Source organism: Sphingomonas sp. M1-B02, from assembly GCF_026167525.1.
Taxonomy (GTDB): domain Bacteria; phylum Pseudomonadota; class Alphaproteobacteria; order Sphingomonadales; family Sphingomonadaceae; genus Sphingomonas.
In genome coordinates, this window is record NZ_CP110679.1 from 3592631 (window position 1) to 3605070 (window position 12440).

Sequence of the window (12440 nt, forward strand, 5' to 3'; positions counted from 1 at the left end):
GCCGTAACGCGCGGGGGAAGGGGTTAGCGCCGGAAGGTGTGCGTTGCGCTTTTCAGTGCCCCGGCGCGTGCCCTGACCGTTACCGTACCGCTGCCCTCGCCACCGCGCAGAAATGCGACTGCCTTGCCGCCCGCCACTGCGCGGATGGGAGACGTGAAGGCGGTGTGATCGGTGACGCTGGCATTGTCGTAGGCGACGAGGGTGGCGGGGCCGCTTACCTCGAGCGTGACCGAGTCCGTCGCGGTGGGGACGAGCACGCCCTTGGCATCGACCACTTCGACGCGGACTGCGGTGACATCGTCGAAGCCGGTGCCCAGCCTGGTTGCCTCGGGCACCAGCCGGATCGCGGCGGGGGCGCCGGCGGTGCGCAGGACGTCCTCGCCGACCTTGCGGCCGCCGCGATAGCCGACCGCGCGGATCTCGCCGGGGGCGAAATCGACCGTCCAGGCGATGGCGCTATCGTCGGCATTGCGCGGCTTGCGGCCGAGCGAGCGGCCGTTGAGGAATAGCTCGACTTCTTCGGCGTTGGACATGACCTCGACCTTCTCGGCATGCGCGCCGAGATTAAAGGGGGTCCAGTCGGCGAGGATACCGGGGCCGCGGGGCTGGGGCATCGCGACGCCGACCATCGTCGGGAGTTCGCTGATGTCGATCACTTCGGTGACGCGGCGGGCGAGCTTGACCACGGGCTTTTCGGACCACCAGGCGGCGCGCTCCCAGCCGATCGGCTTCACGCCGTCGATCCGATCGACGATGCCCGAAGGGTTGCTGATCGCGGGCCAGCCGGCGCGATCGGCCTCGCCGAGATAGTCGGCGCCGGTCCACAGAAACATGCCCGAATAAGCCGGATTGTCGCGGACGGGGAGCCAGGAGCTGCGGTTCTTGCTGTTCTCGGTGCCGATGATCTTCCGCGTGGGCTTGTCGGCATGCGCCTTGGTCAGTTCGTTCTCGCGGTAATTCTGGCCGACGACGTCGAGCATGTCGGCCAGGCCGTTGCTGTAGTCGCCGGTGGTATTGGGACGGAACAGCGCCATCGTGACGGGGCGGGTGGGATCCTCGGCGTGGAAGATATTCATCAGCCGCTCGACGATCGACTTGGCGACGACGGGGTAGGGCGTGTCGTGGATCTCGTTGCCGATCGACCAGATGATGACGCTCGGGTGATTGCGGTCGCGGCGGACGAAATCGCGTGCGTCGAGCGAGAACCAGTCGGTGAAGAAGAGGTGATAGTCCTGCGGGTTCTTGGCGACGGTCCACATGTCGAACGCCTCGTTCATGACGAGGATGCCGAGCCGGTCGCACAGATCGAGAAATTCGGGCGAGAAGGGGTGGTGCGCGGTGCGGATCGCGTTGACGCCGAGCGCCTGGAGGCCCTTGAGGCGCCGCTCGTAGAAGCCGAGCGGGACGGCCATGCCGAACGGGCCGCCATCGGCGTGGATCGCGACGCCCTTGAGCTTGATGTTCCTGCCGTTGAGCCAGAAGCCGGTCGCGGCCTCGAACCTCGCGTCGCGGATGCCGAAGGGGACGCGTTCCTCGTAGAGCAGGCTGCCATCGGCGGCGCGCACGCGGACGAGCGCGGTGTGGAGCGCGGGGTCGCCGATGTCCCAGCGGCGGGGGTTGGCGAGGGTGCCGGCGGCGGAGAGGCTGGTGGCGCGGTTCGGTGCGAGTTCCTGCGTGGCACCGGTGTAGGTCGCGATCTCGCGGCCGTCGGGCGCGCGGATCACGGCTTCGAGTCTGGCCTGAACGGGGGTGGCCAGGCGATTGGTGACGCTGCTTTCGACCGCGAGGCCCGCGCCGGTCGCGTCGAGCGTGGCGACCCGGACGGTGGTGCTCCAGGCATCGGCATAGACGTCGCCGAGGGTGATCAGCTTGACGTGGCGATAGATGCCCGAGCCGGCATACCAGCGTGAGGCCGGCTGGGCGGAGGTGTCCGAGCGGACTGCGACGACATTCTCGCCGGACTTGAGGTGGGGCGTCAGCTCGTAGCGGACGCTGGAATAGCCATTGGGGCGGTGGCCGATATGGTGGCCGTTAATCCAGACGCCGGCGCGCTCCATGATGCCGTCGAATTCGATGAAGACGCGCTTGCCGCGGGCGGAATCGGGGAGGGCGAAGTGCTTTCGGTACCAGGCGACGCCCGAGGGGAGCCAGCCGCCCGAGCCGGTGGTTGCGGCGTTCCGGTCGAAGGGGCCGGCGATCGCCCAGTCGTGGGGCAGGTCGACGGGCTGCCACGACGCGTCGGCAAAAGCGGGTTGTTCTGCGCCTGCGACGTCGCCCTTTGCGAAGCGCCAGTCGGCGTCGAAGGCGGCGGTACCGACGGGCTGGGCGAGTGCGGGGGCGGCGAGTGCCAATGCCATCGCACCCAGAAGGACGCGGGCTGCCTGTGCGATTTTCATGCTGCTCTCCCATCCGCTCTGCCGGCGGTCGCAAGAAGATAGCGGCGAAAATCCCGCAATGTAAAGCGGCGTGCCAACAATTGAGAGCTTGTCCCCGGCTGTTCAGCATCGTCGCGCTCGACTAGCGTGCGGCATGGCCGGGAAGCGGAAGATATTGATCGTGGGCGGCGGGAGCGCGGGCTGGCTTACCGCCGCCTATCTCGCCAAGGCGCTTGGTGTCGCCGAGCGGGCCGCGATCGAGATCACCGTCCTCGAATCGCCCGAGATCGGGATCATCGGCGTGGGCGAGGGTACCTTCCCGACGATCCGCTCGACGCTCAAATTCCTCGGCATCGACGAGACGCAGTTTTTGCGGGCGACCGCGGCGACCTTCAAGCAGGGCGTGCGCTTCGACGATTGGCTGCACGCGCCCGAGGCGGGGCGGCGGCACCGCTACCTGCATCCGTTCGAGGCTCCGTTTCAGACGGACGGCATGAATCTGGTGCCCTATTGGCTGCTCCAGGAGCCGGCCACCCGCACGCCCTTTGCCGAGGCGGTGACGATCCAGAGCCAGGTCGCGGCCGAGCGCCGTGCGCCCAAGCGCACGAACGAGAGCGGCTATGGCGGGCCGCTGAGCTACGCCTATCATTTCGACGCGCGCAAGCTGGCGACGTTGATCCAGGAGCGCGCAGTGGCGTTGGGGGTGCAGCATCTGCGCGGGCTGCTGACCGGGGTCGAGCTGGATCCGGACGGTGCGATCGCGCACATCGTTTCGCGCGAGCAGGGGGCGCTCGAAGCCGATCTGTTCGTCGATTGTACAGGTTTTCGCGCCGAGCTGATCGGCGAGGCGCTGGGTGCGCGCTTCCATTCGGTGCGCGACCATCTGTTCACCGATCGCGCGCTGGCATGCAAGGTCCCGCACGAACGGGCCGACGCGCCGATCGAGAGCGTCACGATCGCGACTGCGCACGAGGCCGGCTGGACCTGGGACATCGGCCTGGAGGGCGCGCGCGGGATCGGTTGCGTCTATTCCAGCGCGCATTTGAGCGACGCGCGCGCTGCGGAATTGCTGCGCGATTATGTGGGGCACGACGATTTTGCTGCGCGCAGCATTCCCTTCGAGCCGGGCTATCGCCCGCAGCAATGGGTGAAGAATTGCGTCGCGGTCGGGCTCTCCGCGGGTTTCCTAGAACCGCTCGAGTCGACGGGCGTCGTGCTGATCGAGGCGGCGGCGGACATGATCGCCGAGCTGTTTCCGCACAGCGGTCCGGTCGAAGCGCCGGCACGGCGGTTCAACGCGCTGATGACGGCGCGCTACGACAATATCGTCCATTTCCTGAAGCTGCATTATTGCCTGAGCCGCCGCAGCGAGCCCTTCTGGCGCGACAATGCGGATCCCTCGTCAATTCCCGAGCGACTGCGGGAACTGCTGGGCGAATGGCGCCATCGGCCGCCCAATCGGTTCGACTTCGTGATCGATCTCGAGACCTTCGCCTTCTTCAACTATCAGTACATCCTGTACGGGATGGAATATCCGACCGATCTATCGGCCGCGCGCGGCGATTTCCCGCACGGAGGCGAGGCCGAGCAGCTGTTCGCGCGGGTGCGCAGCTTCGGGACGCAGGCCGCCGCGGACCTGCCGGGGCACCGCGAACTGGTGCGCGCGATCAACCGGGCAGCGTCCTAAGCGGTTTTCGCGGCAAAGCCTTTGTCGCCGGGGACCGCGCCCAGTTCGCCGGTCTGCCGCGCCTTCTTTCCGTAGACGAGTTCGAAGAGCGGGGTTGCCATCACCGTGGTGACGATCGCCATCAGCACCATTATCGAGAAGAGCGTTGGCCCGATCACGCCCTTTTGCAGGCCGATGTTGATGATGATCAGCTCCATCAGCCCGCGCGAGTTCATCAGCGCGCCGATGCCGAGCGCGGTGCGGTTGTCTTCGCCCGCAAGCCGCGCCGCCGCCCAGCAGGCACCGAACTTGGCGAGGATCGATGCGACGAGGATGCCCAGCGCCAGCAGCAGCAGCGGCACCGAATTGACCATGTCGAGCCGGGTGTTGAGCCCCGAATAAGTGAAGAACATCGGCAGGAGGAGAACGACCGCGAGCGGCTCGACCTTGCGCTTGATCTCGTCGACGAACAGCCCGCGCGGCATCACGACGCCGAGCAGGAAGCCGCCGAACACCGCGTGGATGCCGATCGCGTCCATCAGGAAGGCCGAGAAGCAGAACAGCATGATCGTGATCGCCAGGATCGTCGTGCTCATCTCTCCCTGCTCCTCGACGATGCGGCCGAGCGGAGCGAGCAGGCGGCGTCCAAAGATGAGGACGAAGGCGGCGTAGAGCAGGCCGCCGCCGATCGCGATGACGGCGATCCCGGCGCCCGCCCCGAAGGTGGCGAGAACGATCGCCAGGACACACCAGGAGGCGGCATCGTCGAACGCGCCCGCCGTTAGCGAAAGCGTGCCGAGCGAGGTGTGGGCGAGGCCGCGCTCGTTGATGATGCGCGCAAGCATCGGAAAGGCGGTGAGCGCGATGCAGGCACCCAGGAACAGCGTCGCATTGGATTGGGTGATTCCGGGCGCGAAGAGGCCAGGGACGGTGAGCAGATAGGGCGTGATCGCCACCGCGATGAGGAAGGGCGCGATGATGCCCGACAGCGACACGGCGAAGGCGCTTCGCCCCTTGCTCCTGAAATGATCGAGCTGGAGCGTGGTGCCGACCAGGAACATGTAGAGCCCGACGCCGAGCTGGGCGCCGGCATAGAGGACGTTCTTGGTTTCCTTGGGAAAGAGGGCGAGCTGGAACTCCGGAAAAAGCAGGCCGAGCAACGAGGGCCCCAGGACCACGCCCGCGATCATCTCCCCGACCACCTGCGGCTGGCCGAGGAATTTCTGGCCGAGCCAGCCGACTACCCGGCAAGCAAGGATGATCACCCCGAGCTGGAGGAAGAAATGGATGCTGTAGTCGGCGGGGGTGAGCGACTGCGCCGCATTCACCGCGGGCCCGTGCGCGCCCAATATGTCGCCGAACGCTCGCAGCGAATCTTCATACAGATGCGACAGCATTTCCCTCTCCCCCGATATGCGCGCGGACCGTCGGCCTCTTCGCACGTCGGTCAGGAAATGCCGGAACGGGCAGCGGGGCAATCGCCTAAATGCCCGTACCCTGCATTTTCCAAGTCGCGACGCCCCGATTGTTGCGCAGGCGGCACAGTGTAGTAAGGTGCCTACATGACAACGCGGACAATCTAGGTATGTAGGTACGAAATGAAGGTGTTCAGCAGCCGCGAGTTCAATCAGGACGTGAGCGCCGCGAAGCGATTCGCGCGTCTCGAGCCGGTCTTCGTGACCGACCGCGGCAAGCCGACCCATGTGCTGATGAGCTTCGACGCGTTCCGCCGGATGAGTGGCGAGCGCGACAGCGTCGTCGACTTGCTGGCGATGCCGGGGCTCCCCGATCCGGAGCCCGAACGGGCCAAGGATTGGGATCGGCGCGAGCCGCTCTGATGTATCTGCTCGACGCGCCGATCGTCTTCGAACTGCGCAAGGCGGCGTCGGGGCATGCCGAGCCGGGGCTGACCGACTGGGCGACAGGGGTTGCGCGCGAGCGGCTGTTCCTCTCGGCGCTCACGCTGCTCGAGCTCGAGACGCACGCAATCCGCACCGAGCGGCGCGACAAGGCCGAGGGCGGTGCGCTGCGGAACTGGATCGACGGGCATGTGATGCGCGCGTTCGACGGGCGGGTGCTGGCGATCGACGCGGCGGTGGTGCGCCGCCGCGGCCAGATCGCGATCGCAGACAGCCGCGATGCGTTGCTGGCGGCGACGGCGCTCGAACATTCGTTGACCCTGGTCACCCGCAACGGCGCTGCGTTCAAGGGCGCGCGAGTCAAGACGTTCGACCCCCGGGGGTATCGCGCCGCCGCGGCGGACGAGGAACTGGACTGGCGATCGGCGGCGCGGACCGGCCCCTTCTGGCTCAAGAACCTGTTCGTTCGGAGCTGAGGGAGTCCGCGCCCCGGATCAGGCGGCGATCGTCGAGTTGTCGATCACGAAGCGATAGCGGACGTCGCTGCGCTCCATGCGGTCATAGGCCTCGTCGATCTGCGCGGCGTCGATCATCTCGATCTCGGAGACGATGCCCTTCTCCGCACAGAAATCGAGCATTTCCTGCGTCTCGGCGATGCCGCCGATCAGCGATCCGGCGATCGCGCGGCGCTTGAAGATCAAGGCCGACACGTCGGGCGAAGGATGGGCATGTTCGGGCACGCCGACCAGGCACAGGGTGCCGTCGCGCTTGAGCAACGCGGTGAAGGCGTCGAGATCGTGGCTGGCGGCGACGGTGTTGAGGATCAGATCGAACGATCCGGCGTGCGCCGCCATCTCGTCGGCATTGCGCGAGACGATGACTTCATCGGCGCCGAGATCGAGCGCGTCCTGGCGCTTGCCCTCCGACGTGGTGAAGGCGACCGTATGTGCCCCCAGCGCGTGCGCGAGTTTCACCCCCATATGGCCGAGCCCGCCGATGCCGACGATGCCGACCTTCTTGCCGGGGCCGGCATTCCAGTGGCGCAGCGGCGACCAGGTGGTGATGCCGGCGCAGAGCAAGGGTGCGACCGCGGCGAGCTGGTCCGCGGGATGGGCGATGCTGAGCACGAACTTGTCGCTGACGACGATCTGTTCCGAATAGCCGCCGAAGGTGTGGCCGGGCGCGTCGGTGGTCGCGCCATTATAGGTGCCGACGAAGCCCGTGCCGGTGCAATATTGCTCGAGACCCTCGTCGCACGAGGCGCAGCTCTGGCAGCTGTCGACCATGCAGCCGACGCCGACCACGTCGCCCACCGCGAACCTGGTCACGTCCGCGCCGATTGCCGAGACATGGCCGACGATCTCGTGCCCGGGGACGCATGGATAGAGCGTGCCGCCCCATTCGGAGCGGACGGTGTGGAGATCGGAGTGGCAGACGCCGCAAAAGGCGATATCGATCTGGACATCGTGCGGGCCCGGCGCGCGGCGCTCGATCGTCAGGGGCTGCACCGGCTGGTCGGCCGCCTGGGCGCCATAAGCGTGAACGGTCATGGAATGGCTTTCTGAAAAGGAAGGTGAGGCTCCGCTCGTCGAGCAAGGCGCACTTCTTAGATAAGGGCTGCGCCCGTCCACCATTAGGCGCTAATAAGTGCATGTAGTCATGTTCCGGATTCATATATGCAGCGCGACGAGCTTGCCGATCTCAACGCCTTCCTGACCGTTGCCGAAGAGCGCAGCTTCACGCGCGCCGCGGCCAAGCTGGGCACGTCGCAATCGGCGCTGAGCCATACCGTGCGGCGGCTTGAGACCCGGCTCGACGTGCGGCTGCTGACCCGCACGACGCGCAGCGTGATGCCGACCGAGGCGGGCGAGCGGCTGTTGCGGACGCTGCGGCCGGCGATCGACGATATCGAAGCGGAGCTCGCGGCACTCTCCGCATTTCGCGCCAAGCCCGCGGGGACGCTGCGGATCACGACGCTGGAAGTGGCGGCGCGCGAAATCTTGTGGCCGGTGCTCGAGAAATTGCTCCCCGCGCATCCCGACGTGCATGTCGAGATCAACATCGATCTGTCGCTGACCGACATCGTCGCCGAGCGGTTCGATGCGGGGGTGCGGCTGGGGGATCAGGTGGCGAAGGACATGATCGCGGTTCCGATCGGCCCCGAGCTGCGCATGGCGGCGGTGGCCGCGCCCGCTTATTTCGCGCGCAAGCCCAGGCCGCTGATCCCGCAGGACCTGGCCGAGCATGACTGCATCAATTTGCGGCTGCGCACCTATGGCGGGCTCTATGCCTGGGAGTTCGAGCGCGACGGGCGCGAGCTGAAGATGCGCGTGGGCGGGCAGCTGGTCTTCAACGATGTCGCGATGATCGTGGCGGCGGCAGTGGCGGGCTTCGGGGTGGCCTTCCTGCCCGAGGATCATTTCGCCGCGCCGCTCGCCGACGGGCGGCTGGTGCGCGTGCTCGACGATTGGTGCCCGCCTTTTCCGGGCTATCATCTTTATTATCCGAGCCGGCGGCAGGTCTCGCCGGCCTTCGCGCTGCTGGTCGATGCGCTGCGCTATCGCGGCTGAGGCTCAGGTGAGGAGCAAGGTACCCGCCACGCCTGCAGCGGCCGCCAGGATGGCGATGGCGCCGTAGCGCCAGCCGCCGCCGACGCGGACGACTTCGATTTCCTTGAGCGGGGGCGAGGGCGGCGCGCCGCCGGGGGTGGGATAGCGCAGCTCGATGTTGCGGATCAGCTGGGGCAGGCGGGCGAGCGTCTGCAGATCGGTGATGATCCGGTCCGCCACCGCCGCCTCGGGCCCGAGCTCGGTGCGGATCCACTCGCGCACGAAGGGGGCCGATGTCTCCCACAGGTTGATATCGGGATCGAGCCCGCGCGCGACGCCCTCGACCATCACCATCGTCTTTTGCAGCAGCAGTAGATGCGGCTGGGTCTGCATGTCGAAATCGCGGGTGATGTTGAACAGCCCGTCGAGCATCGCCCCGACCGACATGTCCTTGACCGGGAGCCCGCGCATCGGCTCGCCGACCGCACGGAGCGCCGTCGCGAATTCGGCGACATTGTGGTGCGCGGGGACATAGCCCGCCTCGAAATGGATTTCGGCGACGCGCTTATAATTGCCGGTGATCAGCCCGTAGAGAATCTCGGCGAGCCAGACGCGGGCGCGGCGATCGATCCGGCCCATGATCCCGAAATCGATCGCGGCGATGCGGCCGTCGGCCAGCGCGAACAGGTTTCCCTGGTGCATGTCGGCATGGAAAAAGCCCTCGGCGATCGCCTGGCGGAGGAAGGCGCGGATGAGCTTGTCGGCGAGCGCGGTGGTATCGTGTCCCGCGGCGATGAGCGCATTGCGATCGGATAGCTTGATGCCGTCGATCCATTCGAGCGTCAGCACCTTGCCGGTGGTGCGCTGCCAGTCGATCGCGGGCACGTAGAAATCGGGCTCGGCGGTCATGCCGTCGGCGAGTTCGGAGGCCGAGGCGGCTTCGCGGCGCAAGTCTAGTTCGCGCGCGGTCCAGCGTTTGAAATGCTCGATGATCAGGCGGGGGCGGAGCCGTGCCGCCTCGCCGCCCATGCCCTCGACCTGGGCCGCGGCCCATTGATAGGTGTCGATCGCGCGCGCGAATTCGACTTCGATGCCGGGGCGCAGCACCTTGACCGCGACTCGGGCGCCCTGCGCGGTGACCGCGGCGTGGACCTGCGCGATCGAGGCGGCGCCGATCGGGACTTCGTCGATCGTGGCGAAGAGGGTCTCGAGCGGGCGACCGAAGGAGGATTCGATCCGCTGGCGGATGATCGCGAAGGGGACGGGGGGAAGCGCGTCCTGCAGGCGGAGCAGATCGTGCGCCGCCGCCTCGCCGACGAGGTCGGGACGAGTGGCGAGCGTCTGGCCGAGCTTGATCGCGGCCGGGCCGATCGCCTGGAAGGCGTCGGCGTAGCGCGGGATTGCGGGGACCCGGGCGCCGAAGCGGGCGATGCGGGCAAGGCGGCGGATCGGCTTGGGGGTGTTGGGATCGCGCTCGATGCCCGTCAGGGCGCCGTGCCGCGCGAGGATGCGGCCCCATTTGAGGAGACGCCAGAGATGGGTGACGGGGGCGGTCATATGTCGATCCTCCCCGGCACGGGGAGGGGGACCGCGACGCGTAGCGGCGTGGTGGAGGGGGCGTGCCACGGGCGGCTCGCTTGTGGCGCGCCCCCTCCACCATGCTGCGCATGGTCCCCCTCCCCGTGCCGGGGAGGATCAATATGGCGCTTCATCAAATCTTCCAGCCCGAATGGATCGCGACCAGCCCGCCGAGCAGCGGCTCGACCCTGGTCTGGCTGAAGCCGGCCTCGCCGATCATGCGCTCGAAGCTGGGCATGTCGGGGAAGCGGCGGATCGATTCGATCAGGTAGCGATAGCTGTCCGCGTCGTTTGCGAGCAGCTTGCCGAGCCTGGGGACCATATGGTGCGAATAGGCATCGTAAAGCTGGCCGAAGCCGGGCCAGAGCGTCGTCGAGAATTCGAGGACGTAGAAGCGGCCGCCGCGCTTGAGGACGCGGTGGGCTTCGCGGAGCGCCTTGGGAATGTCGGTCACGTTGCGGATGCCGAAGGCGATCGTATAGGCGTCGAAGAACTTGTCGGGCCACTGCAGCATCTCGGCATTGGCCTCGGACCAGACGAGACCGTCGATCCCGCGCTTCGCGGCGCGCTCGACTCCGACCGCGAGCATCTCGGGATTGATGTCGGCGACGGTGATCGCCGCGCCCGAGGGCGCCATGCGGAAGGCGATGTCGCCGGTGCCGCCGGCCATGTCGAGGATATGCTCGCCGGCGCGCGGCTTCACCCGGCGGACGAACAGATCCTTCCAGGCGCGATGGAGGCCGCCGGACATGGCATCGTTCATCAGATCATATTTGGAGGCGACGTTGGAGAAGACCGCGCCGACTCGGGCGGTCTTTTCTTCCGGGGCGATGTCTTCGTAACCGAAGGAGACGGTGTCGGGCATGTCCGCGCTCTAGCGGGGGCGGCGGAGCGGGGCTAGGGGCTTGGCATGCCGGAGCTTCCTGAAGTCGAAACAACCGTCCGCGGGCTGCGGCCCGTGCTGGAAGGGCAGCGGATCGAGCGGGTGACCGTGCGGCGCGGCGACCTGCGGCGGCCGTTTCCGGTCGACCTGGGGCAGCGGCTGACGGGGGCTACGGTGACCGGCCTCTCGCGGCGCGCGAAATATGGGCTGGTGGAGACCGATCGCGGCGACACGCTGGTCTTTCATCTCGGCATGTCCGGGCGCTGGCGGATCGACCCTGAGGAGCTGGGAAAGCACGATCATTTCATCGTCGAGACGGCGAACCATCGGCTGGCGCTCAACGATGCGCGGCGATTCGGGTCGATCGACCTGGTGCCGACGTCGGACGTGGCGGCCTGGCCGGCGTTCCAGGCGCTCGGGCCCGAGCCACTGGGAGCGGATTTTTCCGCGGCGCAGCTGGCCAAGGCATTCAAGAACCGCATCGCGCCGGTGAAGGCGCTGCTGCTCGACCAGCGAATCGTGGCGGGGCTGGGCAATATCTATGTGTGCGAGGCGCTGTATCTCGCGCGGATCGCCCCCACCCGGCCGGCGGGGACGATCAGCAAGGCGCGGTTGGGCCGGCTGGTGAGCGCGGTGCGCGAGGTGCTGACCGCGGCGATCGAGGCGGGGGGATCGACGCTGAAGGACTATGCGCGCCCCGATGGCGAACTGGGTTACTTCGCCAAGCAGTGGCGCGTATATGGCCGCGAGGGACTGCCCTGCGAATGCGGCGGCCTGGTCGAGCGGCGAGTCGATGGCGGGCGATCCACTTTCTGGTGCCCGCATTGTCAGAAGTGACCGCGACAATGGTTGACCCGAATCACCCCAGAGGCTAAGGGGCCCGTCTTTCCGGGCGTGGGCGGCTTGTCCCGCGCCCCTTCTATTTGAGCAGGAACGAGACCCGATGGCGAATACGCCGCAAGCGAAGAAGCGTATCCGGCGGAACGATCGCCGTGCGGAAATCAACGGTGCGCGCGTCAGCCGCATCCGGACCTTCATCAAGAAGGTCGAGTCGGCGCTCGACTCGGGCGACAAGGCCGCCGCCGCCGAAGCACTTGCGGCAGCACAGCCCGAACTGATGCGCGGCGTCGCCAAGGGCGTCCTGCACAAGAACACCGCCTCGCGGAAGTTCTCGCGGCTCAACAAGCGCGTCGCAACGCTCGCTTAAGCTTCACTTTTTTGCAACAATCGCCCCCGTCGGACCCGGTCCGGCGGGGTTTTTCGCGTGTGCACAATAGCCTGCGACCCCCGGCGAGGGTTAACCGCCGCTAACCCGCAGAAACGCACGAGTCGGAGTGCCAACAGCGGCCCCGATGCCGCTAAGTATCTGAAATAGAACAGCCTAAATATAGAATCGGCGGTTTTCCGTGGCTTGTGGCGAGTCAACAAAACTATTTCAGTTTGTTTACGTAGGCGGCCCTTGCTCGACTCCGATTCTCGTACCTAAAACAGAGTTCCGGCCGCTTCTCGCCGCCGGGGTTTGTAACGCTC

General features: G+C 67.0%; 11 protein-coding genes. 6 read left to right on the plus strand and 5 right to left on the minus strand.

The window, feature by feature from the left end:
* Nucleotides 1–23: 23 nt before the first annotated feature.
* Nucleotides 24–2396: a glycoside hydrolase family 2 TIM barrel-domain containing protein gene (locus OKW87_RS17395; RefSeq protein WP_265541340.1), complete on the minus strand. Its 2373-nt coding sequence runs from the start codon at nt 2394–2396 to the stop codon at nt 24–26.
* A gap of 133 nt (nt 2397–2529) precedes the next feature.
* Here OKW87_RS17395 and OKW87_RS17400 point away from each other — a divergent pair, with 133 nt between their 5' ends.
* The gene (locus OKW87_RS17400; protein WP_265541341.1) at nt 2530–4062 is read left to right on the plus strand and encodes a tryptophan halogenase family protein; all 1533 of its coding nucleotides are present in this window, start codon (nt 2530–2532) and stop codon (nt 4060–4062) included.
* Here the strand turns inward: OKW87_RS17400 and OKW87_RS17405 are convergent.
* Complete coding sequence (locus tag OKW87_RS17405) at nt 4059–5438, minus strand: cation:proton antiporter (protein ID WP_265541342.1); 1380 nt, start codon at nt 5436–5438, stop codon at nt 4059–4061. The genes OKW87_RS17400 and OKW87_RS17405 overlap by 4 nt on opposite strands.
* A gap of 201 nt (nt 5439–5639) precedes the next feature.
* On the opposite strand from OKW87_RS17405, the gene OKW87_RS17410 reads away from it, so the two are divergent.
* Together OKW87_RS17410 and OKW87_RS17415 are read left to right on the plus strand one after the other, a co-directional pair.
* The gene (locus OKW87_RS17410) at nt 5640–5879 is read left to right on the plus strand and encodes a type II toxin-antitoxin system Phd/YefM family antitoxin (RefSeq protein ID WP_265541343.1); all 240 of its coding nucleotides are present in this window, start codon (nt 5640–5642) and stop codon (nt 5877–5879) included.
* Complete coding sequence (locus tag OKW87_RS17415; RefSeq protein ID WP_265541344.1) at nt 5879–6376, plus strand: PIN domain-containing protein; 498 nt, start codon at nt 5879–5881, stop codon at nt 6374–6376. The genes OKW87_RS17410 and OKW87_RS17415 overlap by 1 nt, the downstream gene beginning before the upstream one ends.
* A gap of 18 nt (nt 6377–6394) precedes the next feature.
* Here OKW87_RS17415 and OKW87_RS17420 read toward each other — a convergent pair whose 3' ends face one another.
* The gene (locus tag OKW87_RS17420; protein ID WP_265541345.1) at nt 6395–7450 is read right to left on the minus strand and encodes an NAD(P)-dependent alcohol dehydrogenase; all 1056 of its coding nucleotides are present in this window, start codon (nt 7448–7450) and stop codon (nt 6395–6397) included.
* A 126-nt stretch (nt 7451–7576) separates the two neighbouring features.
* Here OKW87_RS17420 and OKW87_RS17425 point away from each other — a divergent pair, with 126 nt between their 5' ends.
* Complete coding sequence (locus OKW87_RS17425) at nt 7577–8470, plus strand: LysR family transcriptional regulator (protein WP_265541346.1); 894 nt, start codon at nt 7577–7579, stop codon at nt 8468–8470.
* 3 nt (nt 8471–8473) lie between these two features.
* On the opposite strand, the gene ubiB is transcribed toward OKW87_RS17425, so the two are convergent.
* Together ubiB and OKW87_RS17435 are read right to left on the minus strand one after the other, a co-directional pair.
* Nucleotides 8474–10006, minus strand: coding sequence for a 2-polyprenylphenol 6-hydroxylase (ubiB, locus tag OKW87_RS17430; protein ID WP_265541347.1), 1533 nt, complete (start codon nt 10004–10006; stop codon nt 8474–8476).
* Between the two features lie 154 nt (nt 10007–10160).
* Nucleotides 10161–10892, minus strand: coding sequence for a class I SAM-dependent methyltransferase (locus OKW87_RS17435; protein ID WP_265541348.1), 732 nt, complete (start codon nt 10890–10892; stop codon nt 10161–10163).
* A 45-nt stretch (nt 10893–10937) separates the two neighbouring features.
* On the opposite strand from OKW87_RS17435, the gene mutM reads away from it, so the two are divergent.
* Complete coding sequence (gene mutM, locus OKW87_RS17440; protein ID WP_265541349.1) at nt 10938–11747, plus strand: bifunctional DNA-formamidopyrimidine glycosylase/DNA-(apurinic or apyrimidinic site) lyase; 810 nt, start codon at nt 10938–10940, stop codon at nt 11745–11747.
* A gap of 106 nt (nt 11748–11853) precedes the next feature.
* Nucleotides 11854–12117, plus strand: a complete 264-nt coding sequence (gene rpsT / locus OKW87_RS17445; protein WP_265541350.1) for a 30S ribosomal protein S20 — start codon at nt 11854–11856, stop codon at nt 12115–12117.
* Nucleotides 12118–12440 lie beyond the last annotated feature (323 nt).